The sequence below is a fragment of the Leifsonia shinshuensis genome (assembly GCF_014217625.1).
GTDB lineage: Bacteria > Actinomycetota > Actinomycetes > Actinomycetales > Microbacteriaceae > Leifsonia > Leifsonia shinshuensis_A.
Genome location: NZ_CP043641.1, coordinates 3,738,547 through 3,761,528 on the forward strand (window position 1 = coordinate 3,738,547; position 22,982 = coordinate 3,761,528).

The window sequence follows — 22,982 nt, forward strand, 5'->3', positions numbered from 1 at the left end:
ACCATGAACCCAGACCCCAACGACACTCTCCCCATCGACTCAGACATCGAAGTCGATGACACGCGCACCCGCACACCGCGGCCCGTCCACCTGCGCTGGCGCTACATCGGGCTGGTCTTCGCCGGCGGAGCCATTGGCACGGCCGTTCGCTACCTGTTGTCGTTGAGCATCCCTGCTTGGAACGGCCTGCCGGTCGCGACGTTCGGCATCAATGTCACCGGGGCGTTCTTGCTCGGCTGGCTTCTTGAGACCCTGTCCCGCGGCGGACCAGACGAGGGCAGGCGCAGAGCCATCCGTCTCTTCGCCGGAACCGGGATCATGGGGGGCTACACGACGTACAGTTCGTTTGCGGTCGACACCGACGGGCTCATCGCTACCGCGCACCTCGGCGACAGCATCCTCTACGCCTTGGCCACCGTGCTCGTCGGCGCCGCCGCATCGGTCGGAGGCATCGCGCTCGGCGCAGCCATCCACCGAGCCCGTGCGCGGAAGGAGCGCGCGCGATGATCGGTCTGCTCGTTCTCGGGGTCGCCCTCGCCGGCGGCCTCGGCGCCACCTGCCGCCTCGTCCTCGACGGAATCCTGAAGGCACGCGTGCGCGTCGCGTACCCGCTCGGCACCACCGTGATCAACATCACCGGCTCTTTCCTGCTCGGCCTGGTGACCGGCCTCGCGGTCACCCACCTCCTCCCACCGGAGTGGCGGGCGATCATCGGGGTCGGCTTCATCGGCGGCTACACCACCTTCAGCACCGCCAGCTTCGAGACAGTCCGGCTCGCCCAGGAAGGCCGCTACGCGGCCGCGGTCTCCAACGGCTTCGGGATGCTCGCAGGCGCCCTCTTGGCCGCCGGTCTGGGGCTCTGGCTCGGCGGCATGTTCTGACAGGTCGCTGAGAATCACCACGCGAGACACTTTCGCTCTCGAGATTTCTCTGGCACACTCCTGATCAGCGCTTCGGCGCTTCGGCGGTGGGGCTCGCCGACACCAACCTCGATGCCGACAACGGTCCCTATCTCAAGCGATAACGCATGCCCGCGCGCATGCCCTGAGATAGGAGAAACCGATGCACGCCCACGGCTACACCGGTCACATCGACCCTGCCCACCAGGGCCACTATGTGAGCCACCCCGAAGGCCACCCCGTCGTGATCGACCAGGTGACAGCCCGCCAAATCCTCGACTCCCGCGGCTATCCGACCGTCGCTGTCGCCCTGCACCTCGAGGGCGGCACCACCGTCGAAGCCTCGGCACCCGCCGGCGCATCCACCGGCGTGTTCGAGGCGGTCGAACTGCGGGACGACGGCCCGTCGTACTCCGGCCGCAGCGTCCACAAGGCCGTTACCTCGGTCACTGACGAGATCTCGCCCGCGCTTGTGGGCAAGCACTGGCGGACCATTCGCGACCTCGACACCGCCATGCGGGAACTCGACGGCACCGACAACCTCGCCCGCCTCGGCGCAAACGCCGTCGTCGCGGTCTCGATCGCCGCCTCCCGAGCCTTCGCCCACGCCGCCGAAGTGCCGCTGCACGTCTGGCTGGCGCGCGTGACCGACAGCGCCGAACGGATGCCCGTCCCGCACTTCAACGTGCTCAACGGCGGCGCTCACGCTGCGAACCCCCTCGAGTTCCAGGAATTCATGATCGCCCCGGTCGGCGCCGTCGACGAAGCCGCGGCCGTCGAGGCCGGGGCGGAGATCTATCATGCCCTCGCCGCGCGGGTGAAGGCCCGCTTCCACACTGCGGGGCTCGGCGACGAGGGCGGCTTCGCGCCGGACATCGCCAGCCCGGAGGACGCGATGGACCTGCTCGTCCAGGCGATCCAGGACGCGGGATATACGCCGGGTGTAGACGAGGTGGCTATCGCGATCGACCCGGCCGCCAACGGGTTCTACGAACGGGAGGGCCAGTACAAGATCGCCGGCCGGCTGATCGGCCGCGACCAGCTCGTCGACTACTACGTCAAGCTGCTCGACCAGTACCCCCTGCGCAGTATCGAGGACGGATTCGCGGAGGACGACCACGCGGGCTGGAAGCTCCTGTTCGACGCGGTCGGTGACCGCACCCAATTGGTCGGCGACGACCTCTACGTCACCGACATGCGCCGCATCGCCGACGGAGCCCGCAACCACTACTCCAACGCCGCCCTGATCAAGCCGAACCAGATCGGAACCGTGTCGGCGACCCTCGACGCGATCGAGACCGCCCGCCGGCTCGGGATGGCGTCGATGGTCTCCCACCGCTCCGGTGAGACCACCGACACGTTCATCGCCGACCTTGTCGTCGGAACCGGCGTCGGGCAGATCAAGACCGGGGCGCCCGCCCGCGGAGAGCGGGTGGCGAAGTACAACCGGCTCCTGGAGATCGCCGACGAGAACCCCGGCCTGCCATATGGCCTCGCTCTCGCAAGTGCAGAGGAGCTCGCCGCGATCGAACACTGATCCGACCAGACGTGGGGCGACGGCTTGTGCGAGCCGCCGGCCCACCGGTTCGTGGACGCGTATCGGAGCGCCGCCACAGCCGTAGCGGTGGCGGCCCCGACCACCTTCCTCAGGGCCGTCATCGCTTTCATCTGTCGGCATCGATTGGGCACTTCGCCCGCTTCGTCGTCGCGCGAACCGTCACTCGTTCAGGGTCTCTCGGTTCTGTCCTCATCTCTGAGCCGTCGCGTGCTGAGTGTGGCAGCCGATCTCCCGACAGATATGCCGGCCGCGGGCGTCGGAGATCGACTGGATGGTATCAGTGCGCCACCTCGTCGGTGACAGCAGGGAGCCGCCTGCGGCGGCGCTGTCCTTCGTTTGTGTGTCTTTCCGCCGCCCGATCGTAGCTCGTTCCCGGTGCTTCCGTGCCGGGCTTTCGCGGCATATCCTCACTCGCTGCGCTCCCTCCGGTATTCCACGGTCCCGGGACTGCGCCCCTCCCACTCGCCACTGATCTCCCCGCCGGAAAGGCAAACAAAACGATCAACCAGGGGAGTGATCAGGATGCGGGTATTCGCTATCGATACGAGAAACATGGGTCCCGAACTGCAAGGTGGACTGATCGGAGTTGTCGGCTCGATCAACCCCTCGGCGGAGGAGAAGCGGGAGTGCGTCGAGACGGTAAGCGGGTATGCCCTCGATGGGTGGGCGATCGCCGCCGATCCCCGTACACCGGTCGGCCGGCTGGCGGCACTGACGGCTGAGACGGCGTGTGTGCCGTTCGTGGCCTTCGACCGGGTAGCCCAGCGGGGAGGTCCAGTCGTTGGGCCCACGACGCTGTCGGCGGCGACTCGCGAACTGTCCTGACCGCGCAAAGGAGAAGCGGGCCTGGTGCGCAGGCCCGCTTCCGTCCGGCGTGGTCAGTCGCCTGCGCCAGGTTCTGCGTTGACCGGATCACCCTTTTCTGCCGCCTGGGCGGCTTCGCCTGCTGTCACGATTTGCTCGACGTCGCTGAGGCTGTAGCCCCAGGCCCCGAGTTGGGTGAAGTAGTCCGTGTCGGTGGGGGAGGGGTAGCGCCAGGTTTGCTTGCTGGTGACCGACTCGCACGCCCCGAGTACGACAGCCAGCGCAACATGCTGCGCTTTTGCCGGGGTCTGCTCGAGCAACGCGACGAGCCTGTCGTTCTCGAAGTAGCCGGAGGGCTCCAGCCCGAGCAGCTGGTGGGCGAGCCCGTTACCCTCCCGTGTGGCAGTGCTGATCGCCTGCCTGTGGGTGGTCAGACCCTTGGCGATCACGACTGCCGCGTCCTTGGGAAGGGTCTTGCGGGACAGGAGCGTGGTGAGCCTTATCTGCACTTGAACCGATCGTCCAGCCCTGCCATTTGTTCGATCACCCGAAGTTGACGACGGCTCGTGCTTTTGTGGGGCGTAGTCGATCAGCTGACATCTGAGCAAGTCCGCAAAAGTGACGACACAGGAATCTGCGTCTCGGCCCGATAGGTTCAAACAAGGGCGCTATTGGGGATAGCGGTTGAGAATTCCTGGGGGTGCTTCGAGGCGGCAATAGCCGCGATTGGATGATGGCGTCCGCGGGCGCCTGAAATTAGGGGTATTCAAATGATCAAAGGGAAAGTTGCTTCACTCATTGCTGCGGCGGCATTGGTTGCCGGGTCCGTCGCGGTTGCGGCGCCGGCCATGGCAGACAATTCGAACAGCGGGAACGGCTGTACGGCGACCGTAAAGACGCCGTCAAAGTCGGGGAACTACATCCATGTCGCCGGGAGCGCCTCGTGCAGCGCAAGCAGCTACCGATCGATGAACGTCCAGCTGTGGCACTACTACGATCTGCTTCCGGCCGCGCTGGTGACGACCGCCTACGACTCGGGAACGAAGACGAGCTACAACGTCAGCAAGAACGTCTGCGACAACGGTGGCACGACGACCTACTACACCAACGGCGCGCTGGAGAACTCTGGTGGTGGCATTCTCGTGAACGTCGGCGGTTCGGGCACGATCACCCTTAGCCATTGCTGACTCAAGAACGCATGACTGTATCCGCTTCCTCCCTCATTCTCAAGCGGGGGAGGAAGCGGGTGCTGTCTGACATCGCCTTTGAGTTCCGGCCAGGACTGAACATCGTTCTAGGACGTAACGGCGCTGGAAAGACGACACTATTGGAAGCCCTCGCGCTCCTGAAGGAGCCCGTGCTCGAGAGAGTAGCTTTCGGCCAAGATTCCTCCCGTGCCATGGATCGCAAGTCTCTTCTGGCGCGCATCGGATTCATCGCCCAGTCGGCCGACGCCTTCCCGTCGTTTACCGCAACCGAATCTGTCGAGTACGCGGCGTGGTTAAAGGGAGTCCCGAGCCGGGAGCTGACAGTGCGAGCAGCAGAAGCGCTTGATCGCGTGGGGATGACCGAGCATGCACGGACGAAATACCGAAAGCTTTCTGGGGGCATGAAACAGCGCGTCAACATCGCCGCGTCTTTGGTTCACGATCCAGCGCTGTGGATTCTTGATGAGCCGACTGTGGGACTCGATCCTGAGCAGCGCACTTACTTCCGAGGGGTGATTGCCGAGCAGGTGGCGACGTCCACCGTCATTCTGAGCACGCATCTGATCGATGATGTGGAGGACATGATGGCAAACGTGCTGGTGATCGGTGGTGGAGGCGTGATCTTTTCAGGGTCGGCCGCCCAGCTCGTCGCATGGGACGACGGCTCAAGCCCCGGCACAACGGCGTTGGAGCGCGGCTACGCCAGGTTGTCGAAGACGAAGCTTGATGCTGCGTGAAACACGTACTGCTTGAGGCCACGCATTCGCCTGGACGGTTCTTCTGCGGCGCGTATGCGGTGCTGGTGCTGCTGGCTGTTCTGGGGTTGCACAAACCCGGATTGTGGGAATGGGCAACCACCACTCAATCGTTGACGGCGTCGATCGCTATCTTAGGTCCGGCCGCTGTGGGCGCCGTCGCCCTTGAAGCGGGGCTACGCATGCGGCACAGTCATCGACTCGAGCTGAGGCAATCCGTCATCGGGGTGCTCCGGCCCGTGCTTAGCCACTACCTCGCGAGCCTCATTTGGCCCTTGCTCGGATTCGCTGCGGGCATCGTCGTTACTGGTGCGATCATGGTGCTCCAGAACGGGTACGGGACTCCGGTGTGGCTGTGGCTCCTCGCGACTGCGGCCGGGCTCATATTCGCCAGCACCTGTGGCTTCGCAGTGGGGATCTTCGCCACGTTTCGCTGGTTCGTCCCTCCGATCGCAGCCTTAGTCGCGTACTTCCTATTCATCCCGTTTAGCCAGTTCCTTCCAAACGAGGCTAGGTGGGTTTCTCACCTATATTTCATTACGGGTGACGCAACAGAGCTGTTCTCAGGCTATCGGTGGTCGACACTGGCCGGAGAAGCGATCTGGTACGTAGCGATTAGCGCGGTGGTCTTCCTCGTGTGCGTAGCTCGAATCGGGACTCGAGTCAGTCGGCTGTTCGTCGTTGCGCTTCCCGCCACTGCGGCAGTCGCTGTGGTTGGGATCTTGCTTGTTGCCAGCGGCAAAGGTGTGATCACCGAAGGCTACGTGCGGCCGGTTTACGCCTGCGCCGACGGGCGCCCGCAGGTATGCGTCGCGGAGCCATACAAGGCAGCCATTCCAGCTCTCGAGCGGCAATTCGAGCAGTTCAACCGCAAAACCGTCGGCACTTATCTCGAAGCCACGAAGCTCCAACAGAGCTATGCGGGGTCCGCCCAAGATTTGGACGGGAGCCGGGCGATCTACCTTCAAGATGTCGGAGTATCTGCCGCACCGATCGCGCTACAGATGTATGTCCAGTACACGCTCGCGCCGAACTGCCAAGGCACCGCCGAGTTCCAGAACCTCGCCGAGATTGTGTATTCGTGGCTGGTTGCCCAGCCGGACCCGTACGCTGCGCTCGAGGGAAAGGGTCCGGTCGGCGCGGCATCAGCGCGCTTTGAGCGAATGACAGAGAGCGGCAAGGTCGCGTGGTTGAAGGCACACGCCCAAGACATTCGGACCTGCTCGCTTACCTCTGCGGCATTCTGATGCGAGGGAGCAGTCTCTTCCTCAAGTCGCGGCGAACGCTGCCCTACCTAGCTGTCGCGGCCGTGGTTTTTGTTACCGCGTTCCTTGCCCGCGAATGGATCGTCCGACCCCATGAATTCGGCACACTCACCTTCCCTCTGGCCATGGTTGCCCCAGCGTTCTACGGCCTGGCAATCGGCGCGCTCTCTGGTTCACCGACACCCGAGTTGGACCGAGGCGCGACACGCAATCTCGTCCGCGCTCGAGGAGCCCAACTCGCATTTTTCCTGGTGGTTGCAGGCATCTTCGTTGGAGCCCTTGCCACCTCCCCAATCAATGGCCAAAGCATCCTCTCGGCAGAACGCAACCTACTCGGATTCACTGGCATAACGCTCGTTTGCGCTGCCATCGTGGGTCCCAAATTGAGCTGGTTTATCCCGCTCGCTTGGATCACCCTTCCTCCGTTCTACTTCGTCAATCGAGAAGACGACCCAGTGGGGATAGCGACCTTCTACGCGCAAGCAGACGATCAACTCAGCTCATTGATCTTCTGCCTCATTGTCGCGGGGGTGGGTCTGGCGTTGGCGGTTGGTTTCGAAACCGCTCGGTCTCCGCTGCGGGTGCTCCGCTAGCTTGCTTGCGCAAGCCATGAAGTTGCGCTTTCGTTAGAAAGGGTGATGACGTGGCGTGCTCGGTGCGCGTCTTTCAAGTTGTGGTCATCGCCAGAGCTCGGATTCAGATCTAAATTCGAAGTCGGCGACACATCAGCGTACGAACGCCCGGAAGGTCGGCATCGGTAGGTCGACAGCTCCTTCTGGCCGGAGCCGGATTGTCCGCTCGCGTTTGGTGCGCAGATGGTCTAGCGTCACGTCGATCCCCTCGATCTCCCCGCGCCAACCCTCAGCTTCTGCGCGTTCTCGACGTCCCAGAAGGTCGGATTCGAGGTAATCGAGTCGGGCGATCATTTGCGGCTCGACGTGAAGCATTGGGCAGCGTACGCAGGCGTGTTCGTGCGCGCATGGCGTTCCGTACGGGCGACCGCACGAGCCGAGCTCGACTTTGCGCTTGTCGAAGTGCTCCTCGAACTCTTGCCATTCGGAAACGGTTGTGTCGCGGTATTCGTCCTGAGGCCGAAGTCGCCGACGTCGGGTCAGGTGGAGCTGGTAGTGGCGGACGACGTCTTCGTCGAACACGGCGACGTAGCCGCGCGTTGTCTGGAGACTCGCGTGACCGAGGAGAGCCGCTCCGATGTGAATGGGTAGTCCGTTGTTCACGAGGTCCGTCGCGAACAGGCGCCGGAAGTCGTGCGGGGTGAAGGTCAGTCCTGCAAACTGCGGGTAGCGGCCCGCCACTTCTTGGCAGGCGCGGCGGATCATTCTGGCGACGGTCGTCGGACTCATCACACCGGTGGTCTGGCCGCTGCTGCGCTGGAAGAGGAACGGCATCGGTTCGGTGTGCTGCCGCTCGTGGGGGTCCCAGCGGCGCACCAGCGGGATCGCCCCGAACTTGTCCGTCTGTCGTCGGATGACCTGGGCGACCACGTGGAGAAGTTCGGGCGACATCGGGATGACACGCTCCCGGTCCGTCTTCGACGGTGTCACAACGAGCAGTGCGACCACCTCGCCATTCGAGCGCCGATATTGCCGGATCGAAAGGTGGGACAGCTCCAACAGCTCCTCGTGGCGGATGCCGGTCAGGCGTAGCACCTCGATGATCGCCCAAGTCCAGAAGGCCCGGGTTTCCTCGCTCTGGATCTCGATGCTCGGGCCGCCATCGGCCCGCTGAATCCGGAGCAAGCCGCTCTCGGGTGAGGGCTCGAGGGCGGCACCGCGACGTGCGCGCGGACCGGCGTGAGGGAACGTGGCTGCGTTTGGCGGTGACGTGAATCGCAGATAGCGGACGCCGTTCACCTCGAATTCGGTTTCCGCGGATGCCCGGGCCGCCGCGAGCAACGCGGTCATCTGGTCACGCACCACCACGACGTGGTCGACCAGCAACTCCAGCAGCGGCTGGCGCGTGCGGGTCCGGTCGGCGATCCGCTCAGCTTGTCGACGTCTGCCGGCGCTGTAGCCGCGGCTGGCGATCGGCGGGATCGGGCACCGGGCGACCCACGGTCCCCAGCGTGCCGGGTCCTCGATCGCCCAACTCTGGATGTCGAGGTAGAGCGCGCGGACAGTGACCAGGAGATCCCAGATGCTCTGGCGAGGACGTCGGCCCTCCGTGGTCTGTACGGTGTCGATCTCGGCGCGCCAGGCTTCGTATGTTGCCTCGTCGAGCTCCAGGCTCGTCTGGTCGGGGTTCACCCGCTCGATCACGCACCAGAAGTTGCGGGTCAATGCCCGGACCAGGTGGCTGAGGGTGGAGTAGTCCATTCCCAGTGCGCCGCGGTGAGCGATGTAGTCGATCAGGAGCTGGCGCACCCCGGCGTTGGAGACGCTGTATGAGTCGACCATTTCTGCCACGCTCTTCCGCCCGCCCACCGTGGCGATTCGCATCGTCACGGGAGTTCCCGCCGGGAACTTGTCGGCGTCGAACAGCACCTGCCAGACCAGGGCTCCCGCCAGCTTGCGGGTGTTCTTGTCCCGAGCGGTGCTGACCTCGCGCAACGCCAGACCGAAGTGCATCAAACCGCCCGGTGTGATGTCGGAGGCAGGGATGGCCTGGACGGCGAGCATGTAGGACAGGTCGGTGAGGGTCTGATGGCGCGACTTCGCACTCACCGGAGCAGCTTCGACCGCAGCCGTAAGGGCAGCCAGGTCGTCGTCTCCGTGTTGGCTCGCGATGAAGATCTTGAAGAAATCCGAGACCGCGGTCGTCCGCAGCACGCGCAGCGACGGGACCAGGACACGGAGAGCAACTAGCCAAGAGAAGCCGCTGGTCATCGTCCAGCTTGCAGCCGGCGCCGGGTTGAGCGACATCAGCCCGGTGGTCGAGGACTCCCAACCGCTCGCGTCCCACCGCTGCTGCCAGGTGTCACCCGGGAAGGCGCTCAGATGCTCGGCGAAACGCCGGATCGAGCGTGAGCGCTTATCAAGCTGGATAGCCGACCGCGGAAGCACCGAGCAGGCAGCTGCGACCAACGCTTCGATCGGCGTCGCGCTCAAGTCTCCCAGCGGCTGCGGCAGGCGAGGCTGCGGTGCGAGCGGCTCAACGACGTCGGCATTGCCCCAGGACTTCTTCGACGGCTCCTCGGAGCCGGTGTCGCCGTCGTCCGGTGCCTCTCTCCGGCTCCAGACACCGGTCGTCGACACCATCGCTCTACTCATGGGCGTCTCCGAAGACGATCGCGATGTCCTCGGCGGCGTAACCGGTCGCGAACCGTGGCGGCGGCGGCGTCGGGCGCGAGTAATGTTCGTGCACCTTGTCGATGACCTCCTCGATGCGCGGCGTGGTGTAGATGCTCGTGGTCCGCAGGTCAGCGTGGCCGAGCACGACCTGCACCTCTGGCAGGGTAAGCACGCCGCTGTTGACCATCCGCATCGCCGCCGTGTGTCGCAGATCGTGCAACGTCCAGTTCGTACCAAGCCTGCCGTTCGCTCGCTGCAACACACGGCGGGCGGCGCCGTAGGTCAGTGGGCTCGGCTCTCCCCGAACGGTCCTCCAGAGCGGCCCGCTGGAGGCATCATCGAAGCCCCGAAGGTACCGGCCAAGCCACATCAATGCTTCCGGTGACAACGGGACGAGACGCCGCTCCCGCGAGCCCTTCGAGACAACCGACATCCGCTGGCCAGCCCAGTCCACGTCCTCGATCTGAGCTCCCAGCATCTCCTCGGCGCGCGCTCCAGAGCTGACGAAGCAAGCGAGCAACGCCCGATCACGATCGCTCGGCATCTGCGCGAAGAACTCCTCCCACATCGCATCCGGGATCGACCGCGGCGCACGCGACAGTGCGCGCTGCCTGTAGGCCCCGCGCCGGTACGCTTGCCGAGGTTCAAGCGGGCTGCGCTGAGCGAGCGCGCGACGACGTGCAGGCGACTCCGGGACCGGGTTGACCACCGGCCCTCTGGCCCAATGGGCGTGGAACTCGTAGAACCCGTGCACCGCGGCCAGTGTGAGATTGATGGTCGCCGCACCGTAGCCTACGCCGAGGTTCGGTTTGCCTGTCTTGAGGTTGACGCCCGGGGCGCCGGCCTTGAGGCGACGCTGCGGGTTCGGTGCGACGCGGAGCCAGCCCACCAAAGCGGCTGTCTCCGCCTCAGTCGCCAGATCCCAGCCGACCTCGAGCTGCCAGAGCACCCTGAACCAAGTGAGCGCGGCGTAGCAATACGACCGGATCGTGCGAGGACTGTGGTCGCCGACGACCATGTATCGCACCCATGCGCTGACAGGCTCCACGACCCGGCCTTTCCCGTCGAGCAGCAGGTACGGCTCCGTCGGGCCCGGCCCGGTACGCACTTTGCCCACCCGCGCCAGCGGGACCTCGCCGGTACGTAGCCCGCGGCGCACGGGGTCCTCCGAGGTGTCCGGTTCGGTCACGCTAATGCTCCTCGCCACGGCTGGTCAGGGGCCGCACCACCGGTCTACCAACGCGAGATAGCCCGCTTTGGCGACGCGCTGGTAGTGCAGTCAACTCACCATTCGCGGCGGACGATCTCGGCGGATGCCCACGCCTTGTTGTTCGCGATCAGGGTGCGTCGTTCGGCCCTCTCTTCGTCGGTCATCGGCCCGGATTTGGGTTGGGTGCCGCCGTAGGTGTGGAATCCTGCCGCTTTCGCGTCCCGGAGGAAGTAGCTGATGTTGGCGTCGCCGTCCGCGTACACGCGCACGAAGGCAGTTCGCCCGTCCAGGTTCTCGATGTCCCCGACGGTGACGTGTTGGTCGTCGGCGGTGAGGAGTTCGCTGATGCGGATGTACTCGGTGTCGTACTAACCGGGATCACTGTCGAGGATCAGATAGCCGCGTCCCACCAGGTCGGCTTCCGCGTCCGTCTTAGTCTTGGCGCGGGCCTTCTCGTCCCGTGCCCGCTGGGCCGCGTGCGCGAACTGCGCCGGATCCGTGGTCGCGACCTTGATCAGGTCGGCGCGGATCTCGTCGTCACCGTCGAACTCGATCAGCACCGCCGCCTGATCGAGGGTGAGCTGGTGCTCCTGGATCGCGGACGCCGCCACCTGGTTCTCGACTACCTCCAACGCGGTCTTGACCTCCTTCGGCTTCGTCCCGGTGCGTCGCGCGATCGCGGTCACGCTGAGTCCTTCGAAAGCGAGTTGCTGGAACGCGGCGGCCCGGTCGCCATCGGTGAGGGCTTCGCGCTGGTCGTTCTCGACCATCTGCTGCACGATCCGCTCCGCCGCCACCTCGTCCGCATCCACCAGGTAGACAGGGATCGTGGTGAGTCCTGCTTCGCGGGCGGCGAAGACGCGACGCTGCCCTGCCCGAACGGTGACGGTGCGGTCGTCGTTGCGGTGTCCGAGGACGGGGGTGAGGACGCCGTTCTCTTTGATGGACTGGATGAATGCGGGGGTGATGGGGGCGGAGGGTCGGACGTTGGTTTCGATGGTCAGGGTGTGTGGGTCGAGGTGTTCGATGCTGCCCGTAACGGTGGTGGTGTCGTTCATGGTTTTGTGATCCCTTCAACTGCTCTTGTTCGCCTGTCTGGCAAGGGGATCGAGGGTGAGCGGGAGCGAAGCGTAGTGCCGGGTCGACGCTTCTATATCTGTCAAGTCGTCAGCACTGGCTGGTGGAGCGCGTTGAGTGATCGATAAACGCTTCGGGCGAGGTAGCGTTTCAGTGCCCGTCGGATCTCGCGTCGGCTGCGTCCTTCCTGGAGCCTGTTTTCGACGTAGGCGCGGGTTTCGGGGTCGTGGACCATGCGGACGAGCACGGCCGTGTGGAGCGCCCTGTTGAGACGTCGGTCGCCTCCGCGATTGAGACGATGCCTGGTGGTGTTGCCCGAGGATGCGGGGATGGGGCTGACGCCGGCGAGGGCAGCGAAGGCGGCCTCGGAGCGCACCCTGCCGGGGTGGGACCACGCGGTGAGCACGATTGCAGCGGTGACCGGCCCAACCCCGGTGATCTGAAGAAGCGGAGCGGCGGGGCTGGTCTGAATCAGTCCGGTCATGCGATTCAGGTTCGCTGCCAGCTGCTCGGTGAGTTCGTGAACGCGACGGGCGAGACGGACGGCCTCTTCCCGAGCGATCACCGCTTCCAAGGGTTCATCTGCTAAGGCCGGCCTCCCGCACTGTAGCCCGCACCTCGATGGATGTGAGGATGACCAGCGCAGAGCAGCAGCAGCTCGCGCCCGGTGGGTTGACATTCCCCTATAGGGAAACGTGAAAGATGAATACAGACCGGTCGGGTATGGCCGGGATTGTCTGACCGTGGATGGAGAGTGCGATGTCCGAGAATCGTGGAGGCGGGATGAGCGTGGCGTTGATCGCCATCGGCGCGGTGGGGCTGGCAGTTGCGTGTTGCGGCGGCCCGGCGCTGATCGCGGCGGGTGGACTCGCGTTGGTTGGTGGAGTGCTGGGCAGCTGGCCGGTCTTGGCTGTGGCGGCCCTGGTGATGGCCGCCGCCGTGGTGTACACGGTGCTTCGGGCGCGGCGTCGTTCGGCCGCCCGTTCAGCGGAAACCAACAGCGCAGGCCGCGAGGGTGCTGGTGAGCAGGTGTTGCCAGTGATGGTTGACGACTGCTGTGCTGTGCCGAGCCCTGCAGTGGTGCCGCCGAATAAGGAGCGGCGCCAGCGGGCGGCGCGCAAGTGAGGCGCGGTTCGGGATCCAGCCTGTTGCGAAGCCGTCGAGGTCGTGGTTTCGCCGTCGCCTTGGCAGGGATCGCGGTGGCGTTGCTGCTTACCGGGTGCGGAGCGCAGACGTCGCCGGGCGCGGCAACGGGCCCGTCGGGTGGCTCAGCTGCCGGGTCCTCGTTCCCGTCCACGACGGTGCGGACGGTGTCCGGGACGAATTTGACGGTGCCGAACAACAAGCCGGCTCTGTTTTACTTCTTCACCGCCTCGTGTTCGAGTTGCGTGACGGGCGCGAAGTCCGTCGGGGCGGGTGTGGCGAAGGCTGGCTCGGGGGTGCAGGCCGTCGCGGTCGATCTGGACCCCGGCGAGCCGGTGAACATAATCAACGGGTTCATGCAGGACGTCGGGAATCCGCCGTTGTCGGTGGTACGCGACGACGGGACCCTGCTGAAGCGGTTTAACGTGGACGCGCTCGGGTTGACGATGGTGCTGGATAGAGCCGGGCGGGTGGTCTACCGCGGGGTGGACCCCTCAGCGGCCCAGACGGCCCAGGCCATCGCGGCCGCGGGCTCATAGGAGGCGTGTTGGGTACCTTCGCTTTCGCCTTCGCGGCGGGCATGCTGTCGACGGTGAACCCGTGCGGATTCGCGATGCTGCCCGCGTTCCTCGCCTACTACATTGGCCGCGACGAACCCGGCGCGCAGCAGAGCCTCGTACGGCGTGCGCTGGTCGGGCTCGGAGCCGGGCTGCTGGTCAGCGCCGGATTCGCCGGAGTGCTGAGCGTGGCCGGGCTGCTGGTCGCACTTGGAATGCGCAGCCTGATCGGAGCGGTGCCGTGGGTAGCAGTGCTGGTCGGTGTGCTGCTTGTCGGGCTTGGCACCGCTTTGCTCGCCGGCCGGCACGTCGGGTTCACCATGAACTCCAGCCGGATCGCTCGGCAAGGACGCGGCCCGAGCGCGATGCTCGCCTTTGGTGCCGCGTACGGGGTGGCGTCCCTGTCCTGCACCCTCGCGGTGCTGCTTGCGGTGATCGGCCAGGCTCTGGCAGCTGGCAGCGCGGTCGGCCTGGTGGTGGTGTTCGCCGCGTACGCAGCCGGAGCGGCGATGGTGCTGGTGCTCTTGGCTCTGTCCTCGGCCCTGGCCAGCGGCCTGCTGGCGCGGATCCTGCACCGCACCGCAAGGTATGTGCCCCGGATCGCCGGGGCGGTGCTGCTGCTGTCCGGGATCTACCTCGTCGCCTATTGGGCACCTGCGTTGGTCGCCGGGGGCGCGAATGAGAGCCTGGCCACGACCGGCAGCCGCATTTCCTCCGCTATGACCGCTTTCCTCAGCAGCAACATAGGTCTGGTCACCGGCTCCGCCCTGGCCGCGGTCGCGGTCATCTTGATCAGCGCAATTCTCGTCCGCGCGCGGAACCGATCCCGGAACACAGTGACGGCCGACGATGACGAGCCGCGATCACGGTAATCGCAGCCGGGAAATTCGAGGCCGCCGTGGGACGGTGGCCGCGCTGGACGAGGGACCGAGGAGATCGATGCTATCGAACAACGACCGCCGGCAGGCGGCGCGCTGTCAAGCAAGGAGGACATCGCTATCATCGTGACCCACGGCGGCAACAGTCCGGTTGCCCCCCAGGTTCGCCTGGCCGAGCGGCTACTGACCGCATCATGCAAGAGCGCCGACAGTTCGACACCGACCCGGAATTCCGTCCACACCGCTCGGACGGTCCGAATTCGGCCCGCCTGGCGTGCGCGTAGCCGCGGGGCCCGGACGTCGCTCCAAGTGGCCGATCCGACAGTCTCAGCGGCGGCGCCACCGTGTGGCTAGATGGCTTCGCAGGGTGACCACGGCAGCGAGGCCGAAGACTTGGTGGGCGAGGAAACCGTGCAGGTGGGTGACCAGCGGTAGGCGCGATTCGGGGCGCTGAAGCCGGCCGTCGGTGTCACCATGTCGTCGGCGATCAGTTGCCCCCGGGTCGGACAGCGTCCTCCATCGGCCGGGGCCTGCTTGGCTGCACTTCGTTGAGCTTGGTGCTCACCGGCTCCGCAACTTTCGTGCCGACGTAGCCGCCGACTTACGCGGTGAGTACGTCTTCGATCGCTCCTGGGATCTTCACGCTGATCTTTTCACGGCTCTTGAGGGAACGAAACCAGCTCGGGCAGCTCTTCAGACCGCCCCTCCCGCGCACGAGCTCAGGCCTTGATGTGGTCGAGGGCGGCGAGGTAGGCCTCGTTGTAGGTGGGGTATTGGGCGACCTGGTCGCGGAGGGTGTCTAGCGGTATCCGTGCCCGGATGGCGAGCGAGGCGTGGTGGATCCACTCCCCGGCCAAGGGTGCGACGGCCCAGGCGCCGACCAGCACCTTCGCCTCGGTATCGACCAGGAGCCCGAGGTTGCCGACGGGGTCCTTCTCGTAAGTCCAGGGCCGGGTGATTGCGTCGGCGAGGTCGAGCTCGGTGGCTGTGGTGTGCAAACCGGCGTGATCGGACTGCTGCTGGGTGAGCCCCACCGCGGCGATCTCCGGCTCCCCGAACACGACGCGAGGGATGCCGTCGTAGAACGCTTTCCGCGTCCCGCCGAGGATCGCCTCGGCGGCGATGCGGCCCTGGTACTTCGCCACATGGGTGAACGGCATGACCCCGGTCACATCGCCGATCGCCCAGATGTTCTCGGCCGCCCGGCACTGGTCGTCCACCAGCACCTGACCGTGCTCACCGAGCGAGACGCCGACGTCCTCGAAGCCGAGGCCGCCGCTGCGGGGGCTGCGGCCGGTGGCGAAGATCACGACGTCTCCGGTGGCCGTGCTGCCGTCCTCGAGCTCGATCACGCTCGCGCCGCCATCGCGGCGCCCTCTTCGGACCACCGCGTTCAGCCGCACGTCGACCCCGGCGCTCTGAAGGTAGTGCTTGGCAAGCTCCCCGACGCGCGGATCCTCGCGGTCGATCAGCCTGGGGCCACGCTGCAGCAGGGTGACGTTCACACCGAACCGGGAGAGGAACGTCGCCGTTTCCACCCCGACGGCGCTCCCGCCGACGATTACGGCACTGCCGGGCAGTGACGTCGCGGTGTAGGTCTCCCGGTTCGTCCAGGCGGTGATGTCCTCCAGACCCTCCAGTGGCGGCACGACCGCATCGGAACCGGTGGCGATGATGATGTGCTCGGCCAGTATTTCCTGCTCGCCGGCCTGGATACGGCCAGGGCCGGTGATGCGGGCATCCTCTTTGATGACGAGGGCACCTCGCTTGCTGTAGCCCTCGACCTGGCCAGCGTCATTGAGGTTCCGGATCATGTAGTCGCGGTAGTCGCTAGTCTCCGACCAGTTCAACTCCGCACCGCTGACTCCGGCCGCTCGCTGGACCTCGGTCTGCGCCTCCGGCGGCCGCAGCACGGTCTTCGAGGGGACGCAGGCCCAGTAGGCGCATTCCCCGCCGATCAGCTCCCGCTCGATCACGGCAACCTTCTTGCCAGCCTTCATCAGCCGGCTCGCCGCGACCTCACCGCCGGGGCCCATCCCGAGCACCGCAACATCGACACGTTCACTCATTAGCTACTCCTTGTGTTGTCGTCATTGATCGTTTCGGGTGCCGTTGGGCGTCGGCTGGCTCTTGCTGATCGTCGGGTCGCTGAGCCGCCTGTGTTCTAGCAGCAGCTGTCGGCGCCTGACGGGCCGCTTCCCTCCTGGGCATTCTCGATCATGGTTCGAGCCATTTGGGTGCCGAGGGCGTAGGCGTCGGCCACGGGCATGACTTCTCCTCCTGGGTGTGTCTCGAGCCAGGTTTGCGCGTCCTCGGCGGACGTGAAGTAGTGCACCTGGTTGCAGAACGCCGATCGGATCGAGGTCATGTCCTCGGGATTGACGAGGGAAACCACGGCGGTCTCGGGCGAGACCGACTGAACCCCGTGGGGGCCGACGGTGACGGCGATCGGCTCGCCGGTTGCGGGGCTAACGGACTCGACCCGCGCTGACGCGTCCAGCAGGGTGGGGAAGATCAGGGTGTCCAGTGCGCACCAGGTGTAGAGCTGCTCACCGTTGACCTCGAAGCGGTGCGGGGTGGGACGCAGGGTGAGGCCCTGGCCGATGATGCGGCCGTACTCGTACTCGATGTCGGGAACCGCGGCCAGCGCCTGTTGCACGTCGGCTTCGCTGCGCCCGGTCACCGTCGCGAGGGTGCTGACCTCAACCGGGTCGCCTTGGGCAAGTAGTTTCATCAGCGGCAGCCAGAGAGAGGCTTCCTGCCCGGTCTCGCTCGACGTGAGGCGCTCTGCGAGCGTGTCGTTCTCGGTCATTGTGACCCGCTTTCGTTGTTGGTGTGATGAAGGAACAAGGGGTTACGCGGCGCAGCAGGAGAGCTTACTGACGTCGGTGCTGAAGGACTGCGCGGCGATCCTGATACCCTCGGCCATGGTCAGATAGGGGCTCCAGAGCTTGCCGACCTGGTCAACCGTCATGCCGGCTTCGAGGATGTAGACCCCGGCCGCGGCAAGGTCGGCCGCTTCTTTCCCGACAGCGGTGAGTCCGACTATGCGGCCGGTGTCTGCTTCGGCGACCATCTTGATGAAGCCGCGGGTGTCGCGATTCACGATCGCTCGGGGCACGTACTCCAGCGGCACCACCTGGCAGCGGCAGCGGACCCCGGAGTGGTTGGCTTGCTTGTCCGTCATCCCGACAGCGGCGACAGTAGGGCTGGAGAAGATGATGCGGGGCAGGTGCCCGTAGTCGATCTTGCGGCCGGCGTTGTTGAACGCGTTCTCGGCCACGAGTGCACCGTGCGCCGCGGCGACATAGACGTACTCCGGATGCCCGGTCACGTCGCCCGCTGCCCAGATCCGCGGGTTCGAGGTCGCGAGTTCATCGTCGACGACGACCTCGCCAAGATCCCCGGTCTGCACACCTACTGCCTCGAGGTTCAGTCCCTCGGTTACGGGCCGGCGACCGGTGGCGACGAGAAGCCGTGCCGCCCTAAACTCCTCGCGGCCGCCCGAGACGGTGGCCGTCGCGAGGATCTCGCCGGTCGTCGGGTCGGCGCTCACGGAGGTGAGCGCGGCGCGACGCACCACCCGGATACCCTCGTCGGCGAACACCGCCGCAAGTGCGCGGGCGACCTCCGGCTCCTCCGTGGAGGCCAGTCGCGACCGGACCAGCATGGTCACCTTCGATCCGAGGCGGGAGAAGAGTTGCGCCATCTCGATCGCCACCGGTCCGCCACCGAGGACCAGCAACGATTCCGGAACCTCCGACACTTCCATCGCCGTCGTCGAGGTCAGAAAGTCGACCTCCGCCAGCCCCTCGACCGTCGGTGCCCACGGCCGTGATCCGGTCGCGACCAGATATTGCTCAGCACGAACGGGAACCTGGCGGCCCTCGAAGTCCGTGACGGTCAGCGCCGGGTCGTCGGGGGATCCGGTGAAGGTGGCGTCGCCCTGCAGCAGCTCCCAGCCGTACTCGCCGATCAGATCGACGTATTTCTCCGAGCGCATCCCCTCCACCAGCACCCGCTTCCCCTCGATCAGCGCCGGCATATCCACCGGCTCCACGGACGCGTCGATCCCCGGGAACCGGGCGGCGTCCAACGCGACGTGGCGTGCCTCGGCGGCCGCGACTAGTGCCTTTGAGGGCACACAACCGGTGTTCACACAGGTACCGCCGACGGTCGACCGCTCGATCATCACGACTCGCTTGCCAAGGTTGGTCGCCCGAATCGCGGCGGCGAAGGCACCGCCTCCGGAGCCGATCACCGCCAGATCGAACTCGGCGGGTGCGCTGTTGGTCATGAGGACTCCTGAATACGAGGTGCAGATGCTTCGATTTCCCCCATCATGCGCCTTGCCCTATAAGGCAAGGTCAACCCCCCGTGCCGAGCACTTGCGAGAACTCCAGCAGCAGCTCGGGCGGCTCAAATGATGCCCACCTCGCTCCCGTCCCAGGCCACGCACCGTGTTCACGTCGAGGCCTCTCGGGTTGCGCAGCGCCGGGTCGTGACGATCGCGGTCCCCGTCGCAACATCGTGCGCCAAGGAAGTGACCGCCTGGCCGTTCCTCAACGTATTCGGCACGCGCGCACGACATCCCCCATTTTCCCCTATACTGGACGGTCAGGTGGGGCTCCGGGAGGGTCAGATGCGAATCGGTGAGGCCGCGGCAGCGGCGAGCATGACAACGAAGGCGCTGCGGTTCTACGAAGTCGAGGGACTGCTTCCGTATCCGGAGCGGGCCCCGAACGGCTATCGGGATTACGGAGAGGAAACCGTGGGCCGGCTGCAGTTCATCCGCCGAGGGCGGGCCGCCGGACTGAACCTGGCCCAGATCCGCGAGATCCTCCGCCTGCGGGACGCCGGCACGGCGCCCTGCCGCCACGTCGTGACGCTGCTCGGCAACGAACTCGAGCGCCTGGACGCTCAGATCGCCGAGCTCACCGCGCTGCGCGCCACGGTCGCCAGCTTCCACGAGGCCGCCAACGCCGGGGATCCAACCCGGTGTGACGCGGAACTAATCTGCAGCTACGTCTGAAGCCCGACACAAAGGACGCATCAGGCAGAAACGAAACCGCGCCCGAAGCTGATCGTGCCGACCACTTTTGGCCAGAACGAGGTCACACCAGCCGCCACCGCTCCCTTTTGACAAAACTTCGGTCCGGACGGTCGACGCACTTGGTACCGGCTCGCTGACGGTCATCTCACGCCAGCGCTCGACGAGCTACTGCGTGTCGTGCTCTACGTCGAATCTGGCTGCTGCGCCGAAGAGAACTGCACCTTCGCATGACGGCCATGAGTCCCGCACTTGCCGACGAGCGCCGGCACGTCCTCCAGCACCGAATCCGGGATCGTCGCTGCGACCATCATCTATAACTGGTCGAGGCCGTTGTCGCGATCGCCGCGGGCGCCGCCGCATCATCGGCGGCGCTGATCGGCTTCGGTCTCGACTCGACAATCGAAATTCTGTCTGCGGCGGCTGTCGCGTGGCGGTTCACACGTCGCGACTCCGAATGGTGGGAGAAGGGCACACTGCGGGTGATTGCGGCCTGCAGGGGGCAGTCGTTCGCGCTCACCGGTACCATCTCATGGACGATGCCGGCGCTGTCTATTGCTGCTCTGGTTTTGTCGCTTGTTGCGGACCCGGACTCGACATACAAGGTGACGTTCGCGGTCACGGCGCACTCCTCTCTCATATCAACTCATTTGCCGTTCGGCGCTCTTGCCGAAACAGCGCCGACGGTGAATGAGCAAGAGACCGTGAAATACCGGAGCGAGCGCAGCGACGCTTCTATATCTGTCAAGTCGTCAGCACTGGCTGGTGGAGCGCGTTGAGTGATCGATAAACGCTTCGGGCGAGGTAGCGTTTCAGTGCCCGTCGGATCTCGCGTCGGCTGCGTCCTTCCTGGAGCCTGTTTTCGACGTAGGCGCGGGTTTCGGGGTCGTGGACCATGCGGACGAGCACGGCCGTGTGGAGCGCCCTGTTGAGACGTCGGTCGCCTCCGCGATTGAGACGATGCCTGGTGGTGTTGCCCGAGGATGCGGGGATGGGGCTGACGCCGGCGAGGGCAGCGAAGGCGGCCTCGGAGCGCACCCTGCCGGGGTGGGACCACGCGGTGAGCACGATTGCAGCGGTGACCGGCCCAACCCCGGTGATCTGAAGAAGCGGAGCGGCGGGGCTGGTCTGAATCAGTCCGGTCATGCGATTCAGGTTCGCTGCCAGCTGCTCGGTGAGTTCGTGAACGCGACGGGCGAGACGGACGGCCTCTTCCCGAGCGATCACCGCTTCCAAGGGTTCATCCCGTTCCCGCCATCGGGTCACGGTGCTCACTTGCGCTGCGCTGAGAGGTTTGCGGGCATCGATTCCGAGGTCGTTCACGCGAAGCAGCGCAGTGAGCGCGTTGATGTTCATCGTGCGCTCGTGGCTCAGTTGGTCACGCGCGGCGACCAGCGTCCGCAGCGCAGCGCGGGCGCCTTGGCCCTCTCGCGGCGTCCGCAGCTGAGTCTCCTCGAGGCTGAGGGCGGTGGCGGCGATCGTGTGGGCATCCAACGGGTCGGACTTCCCGATTCCGCGGCGGACGCGGGCGTTCATCCGCGGCGCCTCGGCTACCTGATAGCCGGCATTGGTGACCGCGCGGGCCAGGCCGGCGCCATAGCTGCCGACGCCCTCGATCACCCATAACGTCTCGGCGTCACCGCCGGTTCCGCGGCCGGCCCATGCGATCGCTCGGGCGATGCCGGCCGTGCTGGTGGGGAACTGCTGACAACCCAGCTGCTGCCCGGTGCTGGTGTCGATGACGACGTAGGTGTGGGTGCGGGCGTGGCAGTCCACGCCGACGACATACGGGCGGGAGTGCGCAACGATAGTCACAGCGGCCGCCTCCTCTCTCTAGGGGTCCTTCGAACGGCCGCGACGCGGCCGGCGCTGATCCGGGAGGAAATCACTTCGGGGCAACACTGTGAGGGGCCACAACCCTGACGGGGTTGGACAAGCTTCTAATCAAGCCACCGACGTGGGCCGGGCCAACGCCAGCCGCCCCGCCCCGAACGGACAAGTCGACCCGAAGGCACTCTGTCGAGGCCACGTGGAATATGAGTCACGAACCGGGCGAGACGACCAACATCAACCCTGCCAGCCAGTCCCAGACCAGCCAGTCCAAGACTCACAGTGGAATACCGCAGGGAGCGCAGCGAGTGAGGATATGCCGCGAAAGCCCGGAATGCAGCCCGCGGGAGCGAACTACGATCGACGGCCAGGCAGACGGACAACTCAACAAACACGGCGCCGCTCGCGGCTCCTTCAAGTCTTTCTGTCATATGAGATGAGCCCGCGCCAGTTTGGCGTGGGCTCGGAGGGTGTTATTGGCAGCTGTCGCAGCCCAGGTCGTCCATTGGGTCGATCGGGACCAGGTACTCGAGCGTGTCGCCCCGGTAGTGGGCGTCGCCGAGTTCGTCGTTGGTGGCGTGTTCTTGGATCCAGGTGTCGGCGGAGGCGGGTTCTCCGAGGGCGGCGCGGAGCAGGCCGGCGAGAGCTTCGAATTCGATGCAGCTGAGCCGGGGCGCCAGGTCGGCGGCGAGGTCGTGTTTGCTGAACACCGCGGTGAAATGGGTGAGCTCGTACTGATGTTCGGACACGTAGGCACGCCCCTGTGACGCTTCACGGGTGTGATGACGATCATGCCTTTTGAGTACGAAATACTCACTGCATGCCATTTGATTATCTCGGCCTCGTCGCGACGTTGGTCAGTAGCACATTGGCAGCTTCTGTCGGTGCTTTTTTTAGCGCCAGGTTTGGCTCACTTCAGCGAGAGCGGGCGTTGGCGGCGGAGCTGCGCCGAGACACAGCCAACGTTCTGATACAGCGATTGGCCGAGCTCAAGGGGCTTTTGCGTGAGGCAGAGCACACCCGGGATGTGAAGGTTTGGCACGTATCGATTGAGGCAACTTATGACGCATTCGACGATGCAAGACACCGGCTTCCAGCCCGACTCAGGCACCTTAAGCGAAGCATTCGCTATGCGATCGGAGAAGCGACAGCACTTTCATTTGTGGACTATTGGAGAAGCGGTGACGACGAGAACGACACTATGGCGCCGTACAACTACCGCTGGACCACGTATGCGATTGAGTACGTAGAAATGGCTGCAGACTCGCTACGACGGTGGCGCGATTCTGATCAACGTGTCGCCGACAAGGTGCGGGCACCCGATTTCGACGACTGGCTCAGAGAATCGGGTCGCTATGTCACCGGAGAGTCGACAACCGAGTCGCGTGATCCATTAGGACTTTGAGCAGCGGCATCGTGTCGTTTCCGCCGGGACATGGCCCACGGGCTCTCAAGGTCCGCGCGTACAGCAAATCGCGTCTCAATGCTCGGCACATTTGC

Annotated in this window: 24 protein-coding genes and 1 pseudogene; 13 read left to right on the forward strand and 12 right to left on the reverse strand. The window is 65.4% G+C overall.

Annotated features, from left to right (window positions below; all coding sequences use genetic code 11):
* The first annotated feature begins 3 nt into the window (after window positions 1-3).
* The 4 genes from F1C12_RS18155 to F1C12_RS18170 all read left to right on the forward strand — a co-directional run bounded on the left by F1C12_RS18155 (window position 4) and on the right by F1C12_RS18170 (window position 3,282).
* Window positions 4-507, forward strand: coding sequence for a fluoride efflux transporter FluC (locus F1C12_RS18155; RefSeq protein WP_175339102.1), 504 nt, complete (start codon window positions 4-6; stop codon window positions 505-507).
* Entirely contained in the window at window positions 504-881 is a 378-nt protein-coding gene (gene crcB, locus F1C12_RS18160) for a fluoride efflux transporter CrcB (RefSeq protein WP_185276268.1), read from the forward strand. The genes F1C12_RS18155 and crcB overlap by 4 nt, the downstream gene beginning before the upstream one ends.
* Window positions 882-1,062: 181 nt before the next feature.
* The gene (eno, locus tag F1C12_RS18165; RefSeq protein ID WP_185276269.1) at window positions 1,063-2,436 is read left to right on the forward strand and encodes a phosphopyruvate hydratase; all 1,374 of its coding nucleotides are present in this window, start codon (window positions 1,063-1,065) and stop codon (window positions 2,434-2,436) included.
* A 543-nt stretch (window positions 2,437-2,979) separates the two neighbouring features.
* Window positions 2,980-3,282, forward strand: coding sequence for a hypothetical protein (locus F1C12_RS18170; protein ID WP_185276270.1), 303 nt, complete (start codon window positions 2,980-2,982; stop codon window positions 3,280-3,282).
* 53 nt (window positions 3,283-3,335) lie between these two features.
* On the opposite strand, the gene F1C12_RS18175 is transcribed toward F1C12_RS18170, so the two are convergent.
* A complete protein-coding gene (locus F1C12_RS18175; RefSeq protein WP_219732643.1) occupies window positions 3,336-3,770 on the reverse strand; it encodes a hypothetical protein in 435 nt (144 codons plus the stop codon).
* 261 nt (window positions 3,771-4,031) lie between these two features.
* On the opposite strand from F1C12_RS18175, the gene F1C12_RS18180 reads away from it, so the two are divergent.
* The 4 genes from F1C12_RS18180 to F1C12_RS18195 all read left to right on the forward strand — a co-directional run bounded on the left by F1C12_RS18180 (window position 4,032) and on the right by F1C12_RS18195 (window position 7,082).
* Window positions 4,032-4,448 (forward strand): hypothetical protein, encoded by a 417-nt coding sequence (locus tag F1C12_RS18180; protein WP_185276272.1) that lies wholly within the window; start codon window positions 4,032-4,034, stop codon window positions 4,446-4,448.
* Between the two features lie 59 nt (window positions 4,449-4,507).
* On the forward strand, window positions 4,508-5,206 hold the full coding sequence (locus F1C12_RS18185) for an ATP-binding cassette domain-containing protein (protein ID WP_185276273.1): 699 nt from the start codon (window positions 4,508-4,510) through the stop codon (window positions 5,204-5,206).
* Window positions 5,203-6,471, forward strand: coding sequence for a hypothetical protein (locus F1C12_RS18190; protein WP_185276274.1), 1,269 nt, complete (start codon window positions 5,203-5,205; stop codon window positions 6,469-6,471). Before F1C12_RS18185 ends, F1C12_RS18190 begins: the two co-directional genes overlap by 4 nt.
* 62 nt (window positions 6,472-6,533) lie before the next feature.
* A complete protein-coding gene (locus tag F1C12_RS18195; RefSeq protein WP_185276275.1) occupies window positions 6,534-7,082 on the forward strand; it encodes a hypothetical protein in 549 nt (182 codons plus the stop codon).
* Window positions 7,083-7,214: 132 nt separating this feature from the next.
* On the opposite strand, the gene F1C12_RS18200 is transcribed toward F1C12_RS18195, so the two are convergent.
* The 5 genes and pseudogenes from F1C12_RS18200 to F1C12_RS18220 all read right to left on the reverse strand — a co-directional run.
* A complete protein-coding gene (locus F1C12_RS18200; protein WP_185276276.1) occupies window positions 7,215-9,716 on the reverse strand; it encodes a tyrosine-type recombinase/integrase in 2,502 nt (833 codons plus the stop codon).
* Window positions 9,709-10,926, reverse strand: a complete 1,218-nt coding sequence (locus F1C12_RS18205) for a tyrosine-type recombinase/integrase (protein WP_219732644.1) — start codon at window positions 10,924-10,926, stop codon at window positions 9,709-9,711. The genes F1C12_RS18200 and F1C12_RS18205 overlap by 8 nt, the downstream gene beginning before the upstream one ends.
* Before the next feature lie 95 nt (window positions 10,927-11,021).
* Window positions 11,022-11,210: a hypothetical protein gene (locus F1C12_RS18210; RefSeq protein ID WP_185276277.1), complete on the reverse strand. Its 189-nt coding sequence runs from the start codon at window positions 11,208-11,210 to the stop codon at window positions 11,022-11,024.
* 105 nt (window positions 11,211-11,315) lie between these two features.
* Window positions 11,316-12,005, reverse strand: a complete 690-nt coding sequence (locus F1C12_RS18215; RefSeq protein ID WP_185276278.1) for a ParB/RepB/Spo0J family partition protein — start codon at window positions 12,003-12,005, stop codon at window positions 11,316-11,318.
* A gap of 101 nt (window positions 12,006-12,106) precedes the next feature.
* Window positions 12,107-12,607: pseudogene (locus F1C12_RS18220) on the reverse strand (IS110 family transposase); the annotation flags it as partial.
* A gap of 176 nt (window positions 12,608-12,783) precedes the next feature.
* On the opposite strand from F1C12_RS18220, the gene F1C12_RS18225 reads away from it, so the two are divergent.
* The 3 genes from F1C12_RS18225 (at window position 12,784) to F1C12_RS18235 (ending at window position 14,596) form a co-directional block, all read left to right on the forward strand.
* Window positions 12,784-13,149, forward strand: coding sequence for a hypothetical protein (locus F1C12_RS18225; protein ID WP_168688434.1), 366 nt, complete (start codon window positions 12,784-12,786; stop codon window positions 13,147-13,149).
* A gap of 206 nt (window positions 13,150-13,355) precedes the next feature.
* Window positions 13,356-13,706, forward strand: coding sequence for a TlpA family protein disulfide reductase (locus F1C12_RS18230; RefSeq protein WP_115698479.1), 351 nt, complete (start codon window positions 13,356-13,358; stop codon window positions 13,704-13,706).
* Window positions 13,707-13,711: 5 nt separating this feature from the next.
* A complete protein-coding gene (locus F1C12_RS18235) occupies window positions 13,712-14,596 on the forward strand; it encodes a cytochrome c biogenesis CcdA family protein (protein WP_021763754.1) in 885 nt (294 codons plus the stop codon).
* 725 nt (window positions 14,597-15,321) lie between these two features.
* Here F1C12_RS18235 and F1C12_RS18240 read toward each other — a convergent pair.
* The 3 genes from F1C12_RS18240 to merA form a co-directional block, all read right to left on the reverse strand.
* Window positions 15,322-16,671 (reverse strand): dihydrolipoyl dehydrogenase family protein, encoded by a 1,350-nt coding sequence (locus F1C12_RS18240; RefSeq protein ID WP_021763755.1) that lies wholly within the window; start codon window positions 16,669-16,671, stop codon window positions 15,322-15,324.
* A 95-nt stretch (window positions 16,672-16,766) separates the two neighbouring features.
* Window positions 16,767-17,414: an organomercurial lyase MerB gene (gene merB, locus F1C12_RS18245; RefSeq protein WP_021763756.1), complete on the reverse strand. Its 648-nt coding sequence runs from the start codon at window positions 17,412-17,414 to the stop codon at window positions 16,767-16,769.
* A 42-nt stretch (window positions 17,415-17,456) separates the two neighbouring features.
* A complete protein-coding gene (gene merA, locus F1C12_RS18250; RefSeq protein ID WP_021763757.1) occupies window positions 17,457-18,899 on the reverse strand; it encodes a mercury(II) reductase in 1,443 nt (480 codons plus the stop codon).
* A gap of 345 nt (window positions 18,900-19,244) precedes the next feature.
* On the opposite strand from merA, the gene F1C12_RS18255 reads away from it, so the two are divergent.
* Window positions 19,245-19,634: a heavy metal-responsive transcriptional regulator gene (locus tag F1C12_RS18255; protein WP_039922792.1), complete on the forward strand. Its 390-nt coding sequence runs from the start codon at window positions 19,245-19,247 to the stop codon at window positions 19,632-19,634.
* A 328-nt stretch (window positions 19,635-19,962) separates the two neighbouring features.
* Here the strand turns inward: F1C12_RS18255 and F1C12_RS18260 are convergent, their stop codons facing one another.
* The 3 genes from F1C12_RS18260 to F1C12_RS18270 all read right to left on the reverse strand — a co-directional run bounded on the left by F1C12_RS18260 (window position 19,963) and on the right by F1C12_RS18270 (window position 22,231).
* Window positions 19,963-20,274 carry a hypothetical protein gene (locus tag F1C12_RS18260; RefSeq protein WP_155829054.1) on the reverse strand — a complete coding sequence of 104 codons (312 nt, stop codon included), beginning with the start codon at window positions 20,272-20,274 and terminating at the stop codon, window positions 19,963-19,965.
* Window positions 20,275-20,396: 122 nt separating this feature from the next.
* On the reverse strand, window positions 20,397-21,467 hold the full coding sequence (locus tag F1C12_RS18265) for an IS110 family transposase (RefSeq protein WP_168688437.1): 1,071 nt from the start codon (window positions 21,465-21,467) through the stop codon (window positions 20,397-20,399).
* Between the two features lie 488 nt (window positions 21,468-21,955).
* Window positions 21,956-22,231 carry a hypothetical protein gene (locus tag F1C12_RS18270; RefSeq protein WP_185279115.1) on the reverse strand — a complete coding sequence of 92 codons (276 nt, stop codon included), beginning with the start codon at window positions 22,229-22,231 and terminating at the stop codon, window positions 21,956-21,958.
* Between the two features lie 71 nt (window positions 22,232-22,302).
* On the opposite strand from F1C12_RS18270, the gene F1C12_RS18275 reads away from it, so the two are divergent.
* Entirely contained in the window at window positions 22,303-22,887 is a 585-nt protein-coding gene (locus F1C12_RS18275; RefSeq protein WP_185276279.1) for a hypothetical protein, read from the forward strand.
* The last annotated feature ends 95 nt before the right edge of the window (window positions 22,888-22,982 follow it).